Origin of the sequence: Providencia sp. PROV061 (assembly GCF_011045655.1) — a bacterium.
Taxonomy (GTDB): Bacteria; Pseudomonadota; Gammaproteobacteria; order Enterobacterales; family Enterobacteriaceae; genus Providencia; species Providencia hangzhouensis.
In genome coordinates, this window is sequence record NZ_CP042861.1 from 3,633,301 (window position 1) to 3,652,290 (window position 18,990).

Consider the following 18,990-nt stretch of genomic DNA (forward strand, 5'->3'; position numbering starts at 1 on the left):
TTACATATAAACTAGTCACATTAATTGGGTCGCTAAACCACTTCGCCGCTTGGTTGGTGTTTCAACTGCTCGACGTAATACCTTTGGGCTGCCATAAAGAGATAGCTCTTTTTTAGCTCGAGTTATCGCCGTATACACCAGCTCACGAGTCATTACGGGAGAATATACATTTGGTAAAACTAATGCGGTATGAGCAAACTCCGAACCTTGTGATTTATGAACGGTCATTGCATAAGCTGTTTCATGTTGTGGAAGTCGGTTAGGTTGTACCCCACGAATAGTCCCATCTGGAAATTGAAAATAGGCTCTCAGTGTATTTTCTTCATCCGGTAAAATGATGCCTATATCCCCATTAAAGAGTCCTAATGGGCTGTCATTACGGCTAATCATAATTGGCCGGCCTGCATAGTGTTTATTCAATAAATTATATGGACGGTTTATTATCCCTTGCCTATGAAATAATTTTTCCAATTTATCGTTAAGGCCAATGACGCCAAAAGGGCCTTCTCGCAGAGCTGTTAGTACCCGATATTGGTTAAATTTTTTCAAAACTTGCTCAGGATCTTCTTTATTTTTAACCGCTAATAGATATTCCTTATAATTTTCAGCGGCATCTAATAAAATTTTCGCGTAATCATCTGCGGTTTCTTGAATATAACTATGTACATCTGGCCGCTGCTGATTTAGTAACTGTTGAACTCTAGAAACATTACCTTCATTTACAGCAAAAGCGAGTTGGCCAATCCCTGAATCTGCCGAAAAACGGTAGCTTTTACGTAGCAAACATAGGCTATCACGAATAACTGGGCCGCTTGGTGATGCATAAGATTCAACTGAATGCCCTGTTAACGCCGAAAGTTGGGACGCTCTTTCTGCACTATAACCGTTATCAGCAAACTGACAGATATCCCCTAATACTGCCCCTGCCTCGACTGAGGCTAATTGGTCTTTATCACCTAGAAATATTAACTTTGCATTTTCAGGTAATGACTCAAGTAATTTGCTCATCATGGGTAAATCTACCATTGAGGCTTCATCAACAATCAGTACATCAAGAGATAAACGATTATCTCGGTTATAGCGAAACTGCTGGCTCTCAGGTTGAGCCCCTAGTAAACGGTGCAATGTTTTTGCATGATTAGGCAAAACAGCGCGTTCTTCATCGGTTAAAGGCATTTTTTTCATCGCCTCGCCGAGGGACTCCGTCAACCTAGCTGCCGCCTTACCGGTTGGAGCTGCCAACTCTATTCTAATTTTATGGTGATACTTAGTTTCAAGTTTAATTAATGCAGCAAGGATACGCGCAACTGTTGTGGTTTTTCCTGTTCCTGGCCCCCCTGATATAATTGACACCTTACTCGTTACAGCAACTGCTGCTGCAACTTTTTGCCAATCTATATCATCAGTAATGGGAAATAAGCTGTCTAGTACATTCTTAATTTGAACATTATTTTGCTTATCTATTAATGTATTAGAGAAAAATTTCGCAACATACTGCTCATATTGCCACATCCGTTGAAAATATAAGTATTCCCCTGAAAGCACCAAAGGAGAGATTTTGTTTTCTGTTGATAATGACACTGCATTTGCTTGTCTGAGCGTTTGATAGAGCTCTTGCTCACTCGGCTCTCCCATTTTTTGCCAAAACGCAGTTGCTAACTCTGGGTGCCTTCCCGCAAACAATTTTTCGGGGTCAACATCCGCCAGTGCTAGGCAAACGTGCCCAACCATAGTTTCTGCGCTAAGGAGTGCGGCAATCATAAGTACTATAGGACACTTATCATCAGAAATGCTGTAAGCAAATTGCACATCTAGAGGTGTAAAGATATGCTTCTCAATAGCTTGATTAAATAGGGACTTCATTAAGTTGCTTCCCCTTGCTGAACATTTTTAAATAAGCTATCTAACGCTTCAATAAAAGGCTCTATAGGGCGATAAAAGAAAATGCCGTTACTTGAGTGAATATTATCTATGCCTCGTAAAAATAAATAATAAACGCCACCAAAATGAGTTTCATAATCATAATTAGGCATTCTTTGCTTGAGGTAACGATGTAACGCTAACAAATATAGTTGATATTGCAAATCATAGCGGTGGTCTATCATCGCTTCAGCCATGGCTTCTTGGGTATAAAAACTGGCATCTTTCCCTAAATAATTTGATTTATAATCAAGAAGATAAAATTTGCCTTTCCAGTAAAAGGTGAGGTCAATAAACCCCTTTAAAATACCCTGAACTCTCTCAAAATTTAGCGGAGGACAACGTTGTGATAATGGGTCATATTGGTGCGTTATCTTATCTAAATGACTGGCACTCAATAGGGAATCAATAGGGAGATAAAACTGCATTTCATCCAATTGGTCTTGAGCCTGTAATGCAGATAAACATAAGCCGTCTTCTGATAGTGGTGCCTGTACAATTGCATGCAGCCATTCTTGCAGCATTGGTGCCCACTGTATGTCAAACCCTGAGGATTCAAGTTTTTCAGACAACCATTCTTGAGAAACATGCCCACTAAAATCAATCTCCTCCATCAAGTTATGCAAAAATGTTCCCGGTGATGCACCTTTAGGAAATTGATGAGGAGTTAGGATAAGAGACTCGTCTTCCTGTTGCTCCACATCAACACTAGCCTCAATATCCATATTAGGGGCTAATGAATTAGCAAATTGCAATGCTGAAACTGATTCTTCTGATTCAGTATGGCTTGAACCGTAACTTAACCCAGAATAGCTGGTAACACGCCAATGGTCATTAAAATGACGAGTCACTGCTCTTGCCGATAAGTTTACGCTATCATTTTGTTCTAACAATACGCGTTCCGACTTAGGCTGATTAATCACTGCAACATCAATAACGTCATTGCTAATTTCAGCCAGCATATCATTCAGTAGTAGGCTATCTCCTGCTTGCCCTTTTTGGATGACGTAACCCAGCGCAGATAAGTGTAAATCGGTTTCACCACTTTTTTTTCTGTTACCTTTAATTAATGGTGCAATACCGACACTACAGTGATAGATAGCCCTTGTGAGTGCTACATATAATAAGCGTAGGTCTTCTGCTAGACGCTCTTCATCAGCTAGAGCAACATTTTCTTCACTATCGTTTAAATCTAGCCGTACTGCATAATCCGTTCTATCGTGATATAAACCTTTAGATTGGGGTAGAAAATTGCTCGCAAAAGGCAACCAAACAATCTTATATTCAAGGCCCTTAGATTTATGTATGGTACTGATCTGCACCAAATGTTTATCACTTTCAAGACGCATTTGTTGTACGTCAGATTGATGATCAGGATGGGCAATTTGTTGCGCTAGCCAACGTGTTAGTGTGTGCTCACCTTCAAGCTGTAATGACATTTCTTGTAACAGCTCACCAATATGCATCACATCCATTAAGCGACGCTCTCCATCAGCACCTGATAACAACGTTTCTGCAATTTGCCTCTGCGCCATGACCATTCTAAGCATGGGGAGCACGCCTCGTTTTTGCCACACCATGCCATAACGAGCAAATTCATCTACAATTTTTTCCCACGATTTTTCATCATGGTTTAGGTCATCAATTTGTTTAGCGGTTAAACCCAATATTCCTGTCGCCAATGCACTGCGTAAAACACGTTCTTTTTCTGGTGTTAAAACTGCCTGTAGTAACCACAGTAAATCTCTCGCTTCTGGTGTTGAAAATACACTTTCCCGATTAGATTGAAACACAGAAGGGATATTTAACCGATTTAAAGCATCACGAATCAATACTGCTTCACGTCGGCTACGAACCAACACAGTAATATCAGAAGCTTCTACAGGAGTATGTGCTCCTTTATTGTCAAAATAGCTACTACCCTGAAACCCGCCTTGTAAATATTGTGCGATTTGCGCTGCACATTGTGAAGCTGTTGCCTGTTCATATTCAGCAACTGAGACACCTTCTGCTTCCACTTGCCAAAATGTAAGTGCTTTGACCACTTCGCCATCATGAATAAGTTTTTTACCGCTATTTTGCTTAGCGAAATTAACGGGTTGAAAAGGAATTTGCTCAAAAATAAATGGTGACTGACAACGGCCAAATAAGTGATTAATAGCTTCAACCATATTTTGCGATGAACGATAGTTAGTCTCTAATGTGTAGTGAGCACTAACTTCATTTTTTGCTTCGATATAGGTGAAAATATCTGCGCCCCGAAAAGCATATATAGCTTGTTTAGGGTCGCCGATGAAAAGTAATGCGCTGTCATTAACTTCCCGATAAATTCTTTGAAAAATACGGTATTGCTGTGCATCTGTATCTTGAAACTCATCTATCATCGCAACAGGAAAGCGTTGACTAATAGCTTGAGCTAAAAATTTCCCACTTTCTTGAGCAAGAGCACCGTCTAAACGGGTCAATAAATCATCAAACCCCATTTCACCACGATTATGTTTTTCATTAGTAATCGCTTCCCTCACCTCTGAAATGGCCAGTGGAATAACCAGATCTTTTAGAGTTAATGATTGAGAAAGTAGCTCATCTATACTTTGGAAAACAATATGTTCTGGCCCTAAGCCACTTTTTGATTTTTTATGTAATACCGTTTGTGAGAAACGTTCAAGATCTTTAGGAAGCTGATAATCTTCTGTTTTTTCTTGAGCCCATTCGCCTATTTTTATCAGCCATGTAGGTAGAAAACGAGTACTATAACTTCGTTTATCCACATCTGAATCAGTGATAAGCTTCTCAAAATCCGCTGAGTTTTCTAACCAGGCCGTTTTAACTGACTCAATTAACAAGATTAGCCGCTGATGCCGTTCTTCTAGAGTTTCTACTTGTTTCGGTTGGTTAATAATTAAAGGAATGTCACCCTGCAAGAAAGGTTTAATCTCCGAAAGTAATGCTTCAGGACTAGTCCACAGTGACTGAATGACTTTCGTCATGGAGTAATTCAGAGGATAAAAATGGCGGCGCCAAAAGTCTGCACAAGCTTGTTTTTGAATCGGAAATTCATCTTGAATCATTGTTTGTTCGAACAATACTCCCGACTCAAATGCATTATGAACTAGCATTCTTTGGCAAAAACCATGGATAGTATATATCGCGGCTTCATCCATTTGCCTTTCCGCTGCCTGCAACCATTGCGCAGCGAATTTTCTTTGGGATTCCCCCGAAAGCTCAGCTAATAATTCAAGATACTCAGGCTGCGACTCGAAACCAACGCCATTTCTTAAGCAAACTAAGCGCATATCATGAATACGTTGACGAATACGTCCCCGTAACTCATTCGTCGCAGCCTCAGTAAATGTTACAACTAAAATTTCTTCAACACTTAACGGCCTAGGAAACGCATTAACGCCTCCCAGACCTAATAAAAGCCGCAGATAAAGTATACCAATTGTATATGTTTTACCCGTTCCTGCAGATGCTTCGATTAACCGCTGCCCACGCAGAGGTAAGGAAAAAACATTCAGTAATTGGGACTCTACCTGCACTTTATTCACTCAGCATCTTCCTTTATTGGTAAAATCTTTTGCAACTGAGAAGCTGTTGGGTAAAGCACCCAATCTTTCAGATGAGCATACCCTACTTTAGTATCAACTCCTTGGCCTATAACTTGGGAGCTTACTGCTAACCCCTTGTGCTTTATAACTGCATTTTCATAATACTCAATGACTTGTTCTTTCGTTGCTGTCCCTAAAGTTGCAATAACTTTTTCACGAGTATCAAAACTGAAAATATTTCTCGAAAAATCAGATGAATAACGGCCTACCTCCTCATAGAATGTTTGAGGTGGTTGATTCATCTCCGTGATAATGGATTGTTTATATTGATTAAATTCATCTATCGGCAGCTTTTTCAGTTTCTCTAATGCTTGAAGATAAAATTGTTGGTAACGAGTATTCAAGTAACTCGGTGTTTTGGCATTACTTTGAATTAAAAAGCCCATTCCCCACTGATCCCCCAGCCCTGCTTTAAAAGCAAATACTGCGTAACCCAGTTGCTCATTGGTTCTTAATTGGTCATAAAACCAAGGCTGAATTACCTTAGAAAGAATACCTGATAATACTGCGCCATCAATGCGGCTATAACCGTCTGGAATAAAGACTTCAGCAAGTGCATTATCTGAGCTATTCCCCTGTTTATGGAAATCTGCTAGGTAATTTTTGTCGATAACTACAATATCACCACGCCACCAATTGGTACCTTCGCTCTTTAATAATTGCTGTGCATCTTTAATAGTTTTAATGCTTTGCGACTCAGTCATATTACCAAAGACCAGCGCTTGTAATGCTGCACTTTTAACTATCATTTCACGGTAGTTAGTGATGTCTTGCAATGAAATTTTATCTAGCTCGGCTAAACGCTGTTCTTGCTCAAAATAAGGTACACTATTAATACGCTGAAGCGGTTGCATCGCTAGCTCATAAGCTTTCGCATTATTAGCAACTTCAATTTGCTCTTTATACCAAGATTTTGCTTGAGCTAATTCTTGTTCCGTTGGCTCAAAATTCAGGTATAGCTTTATCATGGATAAAAAGAGTTCAGGTAAATGTTGGGTGTAACCACTGGCATTTAATTGCAGACCGATTCCCTGAGAAACAGAGACAGACATGCCAGCTACAGATGCCTGATATTGCAGTTCATCCATTTTCAATGAAGCGATATATTGTAATAAAGAGCCCGTTACTTGTTGCTTAGCATCTTTATCACCTTGGTTAGAACGTAATGATAAAGTGATACTCGCCTTTGGCTCATCTGCAAAATATTGACTTGGCATATATAACACTCGTGTATTGCCATCTTGATAGATGAATTCGGGGTGTTTATAAACCTTATCAGCTTTAATTAGTGATAAATTATCAGCAATATACGGGTTTAAAGCAGGCAATTTAAAATTCATTTTAGATTCTAAACTTGCCCAGGTTTTAAATTGTTTTGCTGTGATTTTATTGACCTGATACGGTGCATCGACAAAATAGGCTTTTTTGTTATTCGGTTCATTTGGACTAATAAACCAAATCCTTGCCTCTTGCGCAGTGAGCTCTGATAAACGCTGTTTAATCGCTTCAGGGTCATACTTATCTGCAATGTAATCTGAATCAAGAACATGATTAACAGGAACATCAATCATTTGGTCTGATAACCATTCAATGTAGTTCATATCCCTGACAATTGAACCATAACGGAATGATAAATTAAGAACTTTTGCTATTTCATCAAAGTAACTTTTATTGACCCCATCATTTTTAATTAACTCAAGATAAGAAAAGATAGCTGCAATAATTTCGTCTCTTTCTTGTAACCCTTTATCAGTCAATGTCACATAAATAGAGAATGAACCATAGTTTCTATCTAAATTTGGAGTGGCAGAGGCACTGATACCTTCAGCAAGCCCTTGCGATATTAACCAATCAGCCAATGTTCCGGGGCTTCTATTACCAATTAAGTAACTAATATAGTTGTCACTTTTACTGCGAAAATCTGCCATATTATTTTTAATACTGAATTCAATTTGTATGGCTTTTTGCGGTTGCGCTGGCACATAATGAATAATAATGCCTTTTTCATTATCCGTTACTGCTGGGATATTAACAGCGGGAACACTTGCGTTAAAATTAGGTATACGCCCAAATGTTTCCTGTGCAATATTCGCTAATGATTCGATAGATTGGTCGCCGTAAAGCACTGCATTCATTAGGTTTGCAGAATAATACTGCTTATAAAAACCCACAAGCTCATCTTGTAGTTTGCTATTAGGTTTATCTTTCAGAGTCTCTAAATTCCCCCCCGAAAAACGTGAGTTCGGGTGTAATGGGTTCAATGTTTCAGAACGTACTTGCCATATACGCATCCCGTCACGAGAACGTGCCATTGTAAGTTCTGCATTAACTGCATTACGTTCTCTGTCTGCATTAATCGGGTCTAAAAGTGGCTCAGCTAATGCGTCTGCAAGCCTATCCGTCGCTTCTTTTAATGCACCATTTTCAACTTCAAAGTAATAAGCAGTACGATGAGAAGCGGTACTTGCATTATGGCTACCACCGTGTTTTTGCAAAAATTCAGAGAAACTACTTGGCTCTGGGTACTTTTTGGAACCCATTAAAACCATATGCTCTAAATAATGAGCCAGCCCTAATTGGCTATTTGGGTTTTCAATACTACCAACAGGTATCGATACCGCAGCCAATGATTTTGTTGCTTTGGCATCTGATACCAATAAAACCGTCATATCATTACTAAGTTTGATGGCTTTATATTCCCTAGGGTCTCTTTCACTTTTATTTACTGTTTCAGGCAAAACTTGCCAAAGTGGTTGCGCTGCTATTGCTTGACCACCGAAAAAAATTATCAGTAATAAAAATAGATGAGCGATATTTTTGGATAAATATTGCATCCTTTGTTGCTCTCCTGTCATTTCAAGTATTTTGTCATCGGTAATAAAAACCGTTGAGTGTTTGATAACAAAGATTTAATCATCGCATCATCAATGCTTCTACAAGTTCTTGACACATAATCGTCTTCCATCTCACCTTTTTGCATCTGACTTCCTTGTAAGCTTTGGAGCAAAGCAGATAATGCTTTTTGTTGAATTTCTTCACTCGAAAAATCGTACTGTTTTGTCTTTTTATCAAAGCAAGCTTTAACCCAACTCCAACCACTTTGAGAAAGAAGAATTAACGGGGAATTAAACCCTTCACAATAGCCTACGACTAAATCTTGTAGATAAGCCAATGCATCTTCTTTGCTAATAGCAGCAAACTGCCAAATACTATTATCTCTTCCTAGTGCAAGGCTTTCCCCTTCACCAATTTGCGAGTTAAATAGCAAATGTTCCACCCATAGCTGTACCCCATCATTAGCAGTTAAGTAAGCCGGGCGATATCGTACCATTCCTGTTTCATGAATATTTTTCAATAAACCAGTAATTTTTATCCCATTTAACTGAAAATCTAATGGATAATCAAATAGCTGCATATCATATTCTTTAACTTTTTCAGCTAATGGCGATATCTCGTTCAACTGCTGTTCCCAAAAAAGTTGACCAAATTGCCTAGCAGGCAGCTGACCCGATGCTTTTAAAGCAGAATAAAAAGGCTCAATGTTCTTATCTTTGACAAGTAAATCTAAAATTTGATCATTAATTTTATATCGTTGTAATCTACCTAAGTTAAATGGCTCTTCTTCTGGCAGTTCGGTTTCTTCAATAGAAAAATGGACTTTCAAACGCTGTTGAAAAAATGCCCTGATAGGGTGACGATAAAATCGTAATAATTGTTCTAAAGAAATTTCAGTAATGGGCTCTCGAGTTTCAAGTATTGAACAAAATGGTTCATCAACTTTATTTGTTGTTTTTGCGGCAGGTAACCACTCACTCGCAAAACTCTGATAAGGCGTTTCAGGCAAGAAATTTTCTTTTGCGAATGGGACTCTATTATGCTGGATGACCAGATGCTCACTTAATCGTTTAGCGCTTTCATCAATAGTCAAAGTTTCATCACCAACTAAACAAAAGCTTTGGCAAATATAATCAATTAATTCAGTAACTAATACCGATGGATTACAAGGCTGGTTATCACGAATAGAAAGCCCAATATAACTAACATAAAGTTGTTTAGATGCTGAATTTAATGCTTCTAAAAATAGGTATCTATCATCGTCCCGGCGTTTTCGGTCTCCACGCATAGGCTTTTCAGCCATCAAATCAAATCCTAATGGTGGTATATTTCGCGGATAAGCACCATCATTCATCCCCAGTAAGCAGACAACTTTAAATGGTACTGAACGCATTGGCATCAAAGTGCAAAAATTAACGGCTCCAGCCAAGAAACGTTGACTAATTTTTTCATCATCAAAGCGAACTGAAAGTTCATCACGAATTAAACGCAATGGAACTTGTTCTTCATATCCTGAAGTTATCGCATTATCAATGATTTGATGCCACTGTTCTGTTAATAGTGCGAGAACAAGTTCAGTTTCCCCATCAACCATAAAGTAGCTATCAAGTAGTTGCTGACAAAGTTCTTTCCACTCTTCAAGTAGGCGTTCTTGTGCTAATAAAGAGCGCCATTCTCTTAGTGTATTAATTAATAGCGCTAATTTCCCGGCAAGCTGGGCGGCTAAGCCACTACACTCATCATAAGGTAAAATACCATTCCACGGGCCATTTCTGCTATCCATTGCATAGCCAAGCAACATTCTACTTAAGCCAAATTCCCATGTATTTTGCCCTATCACTGGTAAAGCAAAAGAACGTACATTATCGTCATCAAGCCCCCAGCGGATCCCTGATTCATTAACCCAGCGGCGTAATAAACTTAACTCGCTTTCATCAATACCAAAACGTTGAGAAAAAGCAGAAACTTCAAGTAGGCTAAGAACTTGCTCCGTTGAAAAACGACTCTGAGGTAAGTCGAGTAGCATAATAAATGCTTGTAAAATTGGGTGAGCTTGCAGTGCTTTTCTATCTGAAATTGAAAATGGGATATAACGAGTTGATGCCGTATTACCAAAAACAGCCTGAATATAGGGTGCATAGCTGTCAATATCGGCCACCATGACTATCACATCACGCGGTGTTAGCGATGAATCTTGCTCAAAGAGAGAAAGCAAATGATCTTGTAATACCTCGACTTCACGCTGTGCACTATGACATAAATGGAATGTTATCGAATCATCTAGCTCATTGATTGGTCGTTTACCAATACTCGTTTCATAATTTTCTAATGTTGTCCCTAATTGAGCATGGTTTTCGAGATCTAAAATATCCTGCTGAACATTCTCTAATAAATTGGCTCGTTCAGTATCAACATAGGCCGAAATTTCATTCGCACTATCGATTTGAGAAATAAAGTATAGGTTGTCTCGACCTAACCTTCCCCACGAGGCGAGTAGTGGATTTGCGATATCCTGTTCGCCATTTTCATTAAATAAATTAGGAATATGCTCTTCGAGTTTAAAGCGTGAAATTTCATGTTTATCAAGATAATGGCGAAGTTTTCTTTGCTGTAACCTAGCTAAAAACGACGCGCTTTGAATGTCCCCCCAATAATAGCGACATGGGTTAGTGAACATTAAATGAACATCTGTATGTTCTGCTATTGCATTGATAGCTTGTAGATAAACAGGTGGAAGAGATGAGATACCGCAAATAAAAATACGCTTTGGCAGCAATTTTCCTAAATCAGGGTTCAATGATAATGTATCAATAAAATGTTGATATAAATTAGCTCGATGCCAAGGTGGCTGTTTTAGTTCATTTGAATAATCAACAAGGCACTGCCATAAACGTTTTTGCCACAGTTGATTTTCACTTAGCCCCTCTATTAGTTCATTTTTTTGCCATACTTCAACCCATTGTGGGCGATAAACCAAATATTGGTCAAATAAATCAGCAATCCTACCAGCAAGCTGATGAAGTTTACGTTTATCTGTATCTTCTTGAAGATAATGCTTTAAAGGTTCAAATTCTTCCTCATTAATGACAGTTGGCAATATTGTCATTAGTTTCCATGTCATAGCTTGCTTGGTATAAGCGCTTTCTTTTGGAATATCCGGTAAGACTCGCCTAAACATGTCCCAAATGAACGTTGCAGGTAAGGGATAGCTAATATTTGCAGCAATACCAAACTGCTTAGCAAGTTCGATTTGCAGCCATTGTGACATTCCAGGGCTTTGTACTAAAATTATTTCTTGCTCAAAAGGGTGAGAAAGTGGTTCATTTTTCATTAAATGAGTCATTAGATCTTTTAATAAATCTAATTGATTAGAATGATACACTTGGAACATAGTACTCTCCTGTTGAGCAATACCAACGGCTTAATGAAAATGGCTGTTTTTTTATCGTTAACGATACCATTAACTCAGTACAGTTATCGGCTCGCGGTAAGCGAGTTGTTTGTATTTTCCACTCAGGGTAACGCAAATTTGGATCTATGGAAGAATTTTTCTCCCCTGATATTGGTTCCCCTAACATTGAGCTTTTCTCTAATGTACTATGTAACACTCTAATGGCCGAAGAATTCATATACAATTTATTAAAATTCAATATGATATATTGCGAATAGTTTACCAAAGCTACCAGTGAAATAGCAAAAATAACCACGCCAATCATTGCCTCTACTAATGCAAATCCTTGCTGCTTTGTTTTCATTAGCAAAATCCTTTTTTTATCACTGGGCAATAATCTAACCACCCTTTTTTACGAGAGAAAAACTGTTGCTTATTTGCATCCCATACTACCCATCGATAAACTTTAATATCATTCCCTAAGCGATAATGACTTTGCCCCGACAGCACGAAATCCACCCCTTTGTAATGTTTTAAGCAACTTTTCCATTGTTGATTTTCCTCTTTCTGGCAAACCCAACGCTTTAATCCTCTATATTGACTATCCCAATGTAATGTTCCCCCCCAAGCAAGAGCTGACTCTGCTTTATTAAAAGCATCGAAATATTTAATTTCCTTATGCAACTCATCCCGAGCTCGTTCTTGGAAAAAATGCACCGATTTAATCAATAATGTGCCTATTGTGATAAAAATAATAACCATAAGCAGAGAAACGTTTCCCTGTTGTTGCTCTATATTCTTCATAGATTTCTAACTAAGACCGCTATCCGGTAATTAAATGTTTGATTAGGTAATAACTCTGTTTTAAGGCTTATTTCCATTTCAAGTAATTGGGTATTTTCCCGCCAATCAAATGCTAATTTTTTAACTTTGATTAGCTTCTCATCAAATAATGATTGCCAACGAGTCCCATCACAATTTCGGACATTTCGATTAGACTCTAATTTTTCATTATTTAACCGATAACCAAAATAATCAGAATCTTTAGATTTGGATTTAATATCTTCCCACCTACCCGATAAATCTTGGTCATAAGCAAAAATAATGCACGAGTTATTCCCTTTGCTTAAAAATTTTGATGTGATTTTTAAAGGTTCTTCACCACAATTTAGGCTACTACAGTAACCTATCCTTCTAAAATCTTTTTCCATATTTATCAATGTTTGCCTTATATCCTTGTCTATTTGGTATTGAATGTAAGTTCGATAGGTTTGCTTAAATAATGTAGGAATAGCACTCATCGCTGATACACAAACAATGCTACTGATAGCCATTGCCATTAATATTTCAATGAGTGTAAATCCCTGCTGTTTTTTTAATTTATCGTTATTTAAGGGATTCAGCATTTAGGTACCCCTGTCATTTTTTTATGACTACAGCTTCTAATACGGCCTAATGAAGAAATATAAATTGTGATTTGCTGATCCTGATTTTTTAGCTCTATGCTAAAAGCACGGATCGTTCCCTGCTTACCATATAGCTGAATTGAAGTACGGCTTGCTTTACTAAGTTCTATTCCTTGGTGCCTTTTTGCTGTTAACTTGCCAACCTCTTGCTTGCTGTTCGCATCTTTAACATCAAGCTGCCAATCATTTCTACCAGCCTTAACGGATAATATTTGATACCTATTTAAATAGACACCTTCTGTCATTTGGCTATAAATAAACTCAGATACTTGCCTAGCCGCATCGATTAACCGCTGCCTTTCTACTTGCTGTTGCCATTGATATAAACCAGAAAAAATAACAAAAGAACAAATAAATAAAACAATCATAATCTCAATTAAGGTGAAACCACGCTGCGTTGTATTTAATTCAACTTTCATTTTGTTGTGACCCCACTTTTTATATGCAAGACAGAGATTGCCAAAAAAAATCTGTCTAGCGAGGTTTGTCATTACAAACTGCATAACGCTTCGCAACAAAATAAATAAATGCATAACAATACAAGTCAATTTGCGAGCTGCTTCGCAAAGAAATAGTTAATTCAAAATAAATGCAAGAAAGTAAATTAATTATGAACCAAGATAAAATTCATTAAGAAAGATGGGATAGATAAAGGAGGGAGGTTGATGAAATGTAAAAACACAATACTAAGATGGCTTTTCGATAAAACCATCTTAGTAAACAATTTATTCGCTAATCAAACAGTAAACGGATATTTGATAGCCTCATGGCACTGGTACCCTTCGAGAGTAAAATCATCCGAAGTCACCCATGTTTCGAGGTCTTCTAATGACTGAATTTTGGGGTTAATAAACAATGAAGGGGAAGCAAACGGCTCACGTTTTAGTTGGACATCACGCATTAAAGTCAGTTGGTTTTCATAAATATGTGCATTCACAATTTTATGGTAAGCCTTACCTGCTTTATGCCCTGTAATACGAGCCATTAGAGCGAGTAAAACAAAGCATTGTACTTGGTTGAAATTTAAACCGAGCGGTACATCACAGCTACGTTGGTAAGATGTTAAATGTAAGGTATCACCTAACAATGAAAAAGTATGAGTATGCATGCAGGGACGCAAGCAACCCATTTCAAATTCACCAGGGTTATAAAAAGTGATAATTTCTGCGCGGTCATCAATTCCATTTTTTAAGTTATTGACGACTTTTTTCAGCTGATCTAAATGTGTTCCATCTGGGCGTTGCCATGAGCGCCCTTGAACACCATATACGCGGCCCATATCATCCTCACCTTTGCGATAAGGGTTATTCAGCCATGCTTGGTTCTCATTTGCATTGGCATTCCATGTATTACAACCAATTTCACGAAATTGAGCCGCATTGTCGTAGCCACGTAGATAACCAAGAAGCTCAGCTATCGCCGCTTTATAAAAGCTTTTACGAGTCGTAATCAAGGGGAATTGATTATTGCCCACATCATATTCAAGGTCAGCGTTAATAACGGTTAAACAACGAACACCTGTTCGTTTATTCTCAACCCATTGCCCTTCATCAATAATACGTTGGCATAAATCAAGATACGGCTTCATAGTGACTCTCTTTTAAAAAAATAACTTAAGTGGCTAACCTTTGTCTTGCTGTACTTCATTGCTTTATTTACAAAATAGTTATATTCAACAGACTAAGTTAGCCCCAATAATTGTATTTATTAACTCTTTGTAGGCTCTTTTAGTGGCTTATGGGCTGGCACATTTTTGCCATATTTGTAAGCCCAAACAATCATCAGAACTCCAATAATAATCATCGGAATTGATAGAATTTGTCCCATACTAATACCACCAAATAAACCAAGCTGTGCGTCTGGTTGCCTAAAGAATTCAACTATGATCCTAAATGCACCATAACCAATCAAGAATAACCCAGAAACACTCCCCATTGGACGAGGATTACGCACAAATAAGTTCAAAATAAGGAACAGAACAATTCCCTCTAAGAACATTTCATAAAGCTGTGATGGGTGTCTTGGTAGCACACCATACTGCTCTAATATGGGTAATAACGAAGGGTCCTGTGCGGCAAGTTGAATATCTTCACTGCGTGAATGTGGGAATAAAAATGCCCATGGCGTATCGAGTGTTACTCGTCCCCATAGCTCCCCATTAATAAAGTTCCCAATACGGCCCATGCCTAAGCCAAATGGGATCAATGGTGCAACAAAGTCAGATACTTGCAGGAAACGACGGCGAGTACGGTGAGCAAACCACATCATGGCACATATCACACCGATTAGGCCGCCATGGAAGGACATGCCACCATCCCAAACCTTAAATAGATATAAAGGATCGTCAAGAAAAACAGGGAGATTATAAAAGAAAACGTAACCTAACCGACCACCGACAAATACGCCAACAAAGCCAACATACAGCAAGTTTTCTACTTCGTTTTTTGTCCAGCCACTATTGGGTTTTGCAGCGCGACGCCCTGCTAGCCAAAGGGCAAAAACAAAGCCAACAAGGTACATAAAGCCATACCAGTGTAACGATACTGGCCCAATTGAGAACATAACAGGATCTATTTCCGGAAATGCTAAGTAGTTGTTACTCATTGTTCCCCACTTTTTAATCATTAAGCCAACTACTCGTCGACTATTACGTATTCAACAGGCTTCAATTTGTGAAGCCCCTGAAGCATACAACAAAAAGTATAGTCATTTATACTTGATATTTTTCAAACTAAACCAAATTAAATACTTACATCTTGTTGTAAGTTAAATCCCACCACGTACAAAACCGCCTAAATGGTGTTGCTCCATAAATTCACTCGCCTCTAGCCTGACACTATCACTCGTTTCCGCAGCCAATAACTTCGGTACTAACTGCGACATCAAGGTTGGGTCAAGCTGGCGGATTAAATATTTCATGCGAGGAACACTACGCCCACTCATACTTAAGGAGCGATATCCTAGAGCAATTAATACCATTGCGCTGAGTGGCTGCCCTGCCATTTCCCCACAAACACTTACAGGGAGTTGAAGGCGTTGGCACTCTTCACTTACTTTTGCTAAAAAGCGCACAATTGAGGGATGAAGATTATCATATAGCGCCGCTACATGGGTGTTATTACGGTCAACAGCAAGTAAATATTGTGTAAAGTCATTAGTCCCGATAGAGATAAAATCAACGCGTTTTTTTATTTCCGGTAATAGAAATAGCAAAGAAGGAACTTCAAGCATAATACCAATTTGGGGCATCTCAACTGGCATTTTTAATAAAAAACTCACTTCGTCCCTTGCTCTTTTTATCAGCAAAATTGCTTCGTCTATCTCATTAACACTGGTCACCATCGGTAATAAAATACGTAAATTACCTGAAAACATATTCGCCCGTAACATAGCCCTTAGCTGGATTAAAAAAATCTCGGGCTGGTCCAACATGATGCGAATACCGCGCCAGCCTAAGCTTGGGTTTTCTTCGCTAATTGGCATGTATGGCAACTGTTTGTCAGCCCCTATATCAAGGGTTCTTAACACTACAGGCTTGGTAGGGAAAAGTTGTAAAACTTCTTTATAGAGTTGTTTTTGCTCATCTTCCGAGGGAAAACCATTGTGCAACATAAAAGGCAGTTCAGTACGATACAGGCCAACGCCATCAACCCCTGTGTTAATCTGTTGCTCGTAGCGCGGACTTAAACCTGCATTAAGGTAAATATGAACTTGTTCGCCGCCTTTAAGTGTTGCATCTTGTTCAAGAGTTCCTTCCGCTAAGCGACTAATAACATTTTCTTCTTCAATGATTTGCTGGTATTCCTGAACAATTAAATTTTCAGGTTCAATAAAGAGCTCACCACGGTAACCATCCAATATTAAATGGCGGTTATGTAATAACGAAGGCTCAATATCCGCCCCCATAATCGCAGGAATTCCCATAGCTCTGATTAAGATAGCGGAATGAGAATGCGTTGCTCCGTCACGCACGACCACACCAGCAAGTTGCTCAATAGGTAACTCCGCCAATACACTAGCACTTAATTCATCAGCAACTAAAATAAAACGTTCTGGCCATTGCTCATTTGCGGTAAGTGAATCATCAAGATGAAATAATAAGCGTTGACCTAATGCTTTTAAATCGGCCCCTCTTTCCCTTAAATAAAGGTCACGCAGGCGAGAAAACTGCTCTACATAATTTTCAATAACTGTTTTAACTGCCCATTCAGCAGTTGCGTTATCATTGATGGCGGCAAACAGATGTTTTTTTAGCTGTGGGTCACTCAGTAAATGATTGTAGAGATCAAATATCGCCGCACTTTCTTTTGCTGAGCTCGCCATAAAACGTTTACTAATACGACGACATTCCGCTGTAGCACTTTCGAGGGCGGCGACAAGGCGTTGTTTTTCTTTGTCGATATCAATAGCGCTTGCTTGAAAAATACTATCTAAAGAAGGTTGGGAACTATCTTGCCATCCATAAGCCATTGCAATTCCTTGTGATACAGGAATCGCTTTAATTCTATTTTGCCGATATTGCCCAAAAATACCTTTTGCTTGTGCTTGCGACAAAATCACGGCGAGTTGCATCGACAACGTTACCATGAAAGATTCTTCGGTTTCATTAAACAGCCGTTTTTCCCGTTGCTGTACGACCAGCACGCCTAATAATTGGCGACGGTATACCACGGGAACACCTAAGAAAGCTTTTAATTGTTCTTCTTTAAGCTGAGGCAGGAATTTATATTGAGGATGTTCACGAATATCGGCTAGATTGAGCATCTCAGACTGGCGCCCTACGGCCCCTACGACACCTTCATCAAAACCTAGACGAATAGCAATCCCGCTAGGTTTTTTTAACCCGCGGGTTGCCATTAAGTAATAGCATTGGCGAGGGTGATCAGCTAAATAAATGGAACAAACGTCTGTTCTCATTGCTTTGCAGGTCTCATTCACCAACACTTCTAGCGCATCAGTCAAACTTGTCGCCATTGCAACTTTTTCGACAATTTCACGTAAACGCGTCAACATAGGCTACTTTGCTCCACGCCTACGGTTATTAAAAGAGGGCCGTTGTGGTAATTTTTGTTCCTGTAAAGGCATAACTACGGGAGCGAATTCTTTCATGACACGCCGATAAACTTCACGTTTAAAAGAAACCACCTGCCTAACAGGATACCAATAACTGACCCATCGCCAGCCATCAAATTCTGGCGATTTACTGCGCTGCACGTTTATATCGGCATCATTGCATTGAAGTTGAAGTAAAAACCAACGCTGTTTCTGCCCAATACAAACAGGTTTTGTATCCCAACGCACCAAACGCTTGGGTAATTTGTAACGTAACCAATTACGGGTAGATGCCAATAACCTGACATCTTTACGCTGTAGCCCGACTTCTTCGTATAGCTCACGATACATCGCCTGTTCCGGCGATTCCCCAGGATTGATGCCTCCTTGAGGAAACTGCCATGAGTGCTGACCATAGCGGCGGGCCCATAAAACTTGCCCTTGCCGATTACAAATTACAATTCCTACATTCGGGCGGTAGCCATCATCATCAATCACAGACTACCTCAATAACCAAATTTGAAAGATGCCTAATTGTTTCACACATACCTAAACTGGTAAACCTATATCAATACAGTTTGCAGATATGTCTGAAGTCACTACAATAGTGAACATCTCAACGGGGTGCCGAACTTATTTCGGCTGAGAAATAACCCGTAGAACCTGATCCGGTTAATACCGGCGTAGGGATTTGAGCCTCCGTCTGCATATCTGC

12 protein-coding genes and 1 riboswitch are annotated in these 18,990 nt (G+C 39.0%); all 12 genes read right to left on the reverse strand.

Annotated features, from left to right (window positions below):
• Positions 1-15: 15 nt before the first annotated feature.
• Complete coding sequence (recD, locus tag FVA72_RS16780; RefSeq protein WP_110591279.1) at positions 16-1,863, reverse strand: exodeoxyribonuclease V subunit alpha; 1,848 nt, start codon at positions 1,861-1,863, stop codon at positions 16-18.
• Positions 1,863-5,471, reverse strand: a complete 3,609-nt coding sequence (gene recB / locus FVA72_RS16785; protein ID WP_110591278.1) for an exodeoxyribonuclease V subunit beta — start codon at positions 5,469-5,471, stop codon at positions 1,863-1,865. The genes recD and recB overlap by 1 nt, the downstream gene beginning before the upstream one ends.
• Entirely contained in the window at positions 5,468-8,365 is a 2,898-nt protein-coding gene (gene ptrA / locus FVA72_RS16790) for a pitrilysin (RefSeq protein ID WP_110591277.1), read from the reverse strand. Before ptrA ends, recB begins: the two co-directional genes overlap by 4 nt.
• Positions 8,366-8,382: 17 nt before the next feature.
• Entirely contained in the window at positions 8,383-11,757 is a 3,375-nt protein-coding gene (gene recC / locus FVA72_RS16795; RefSeq protein WP_110591276.1) for an exodeoxyribonuclease V subunit gamma, read from the reverse strand.
• Positions 11,735-12,121 (reverse strand): type IV pilus modification PilV family protein, encoded by a 387-nt coding sequence (locus FVA72_RS16800; protein ID WP_110591275.1) that lies wholly within the window; start codon positions 12,119-12,121, stop codon positions 11,735-11,737. The genes recC and FVA72_RS16800 overlap by 23 nt, the downstream gene beginning before the upstream one ends.
• Positions 12,121-12,561, reverse strand: coding sequence for a DUF2509 family protein (locus FVA72_RS16805; protein ID WP_110591274.1), 441 nt, complete (start codon positions 12,559-12,561; stop codon positions 12,121-12,123). Before FVA72_RS16805 ends, FVA72_RS16800 begins: the two co-directional genes overlap by 1 nt.
• Positions 12,558-13,163: a prepilin peptidase-dependent protein gene (locus FVA72_RS16810; protein WP_004257611.1), complete on the reverse strand. Its 606-nt coding sequence runs from the start codon at positions 13,161-13,163 to the stop codon at positions 12,558-12,560. The genes FVA72_RS16805 and FVA72_RS16810 overlap by 4 nt, the downstream gene beginning before the upstream one ends.
• The gene (locus FVA72_RS16815) at positions 13,157-13,642 is read right to left on the reverse strand and encodes a prepilin-type N-terminal cleavage/methylation domain-containing protein (RefSeq protein ID WP_036957998.1); all 486 of its coding nucleotides are present in this window, start codon (positions 13,640-13,642) and stop codon (positions 13,157-13,159) included. Before FVA72_RS16815 ends, FVA72_RS16810 begins: the two co-directional genes overlap by 7 nt.
• A gap of 317 nt (positions 13,643-13,959) precedes the next feature.
• Positions 13,960-14,811, reverse strand: a complete 852-nt coding sequence (locus FVA72_RS16820) for a thymidylate synthase (protein WP_094961114.1) — start codon at positions 14,809-14,811, stop codon at positions 13,960-13,962.
• 119 nt (positions 14,812-14,930) lie between these two features.
• The gene (gene lgt, locus FVA72_RS16825) at positions 14,931-15,827 is read right to left on the reverse strand and encodes a prolipoprotein diacylglyceryl transferase (protein ID WP_110591273.1); all 897 of its coding nucleotides are present in this window, start codon (positions 15,825-15,827) and stop codon (positions 14,931-14,933) included.
• Positions 15,828-15,989: 162 nt separating this feature from the next.
• On the reverse strand, positions 15,990-18,236 hold the full coding sequence (gene ptsP / locus FVA72_RS16830) for a phosphoenolpyruvate--protein phosphotransferase (RefSeq protein WP_110591272.1): 2,247 nt from the start codon (positions 18,234-18,236) through the stop codon (positions 15,990-15,992).
• Between the two features lie 3 nt (positions 18,237-18,239).
• Positions 18,240-18,773 (reverse strand): RNA pyrophosphohydrolase, encoded by a 534-nt coding sequence (gene rppH, locus FVA72_RS16835; protein ID WP_004257639.1) that lies wholly within the window; start codon positions 18,771-18,773, stop codon positions 18,240-18,242.
• A gap of 112 nt (positions 18,774-18,885) precedes the next feature.
• A riboswitch (TPP riboswitch) is annotated at positions 18,886-18,983 on the forward strand.
• Positions 18,984-18,990: the final 7 nt, after the last annotated feature.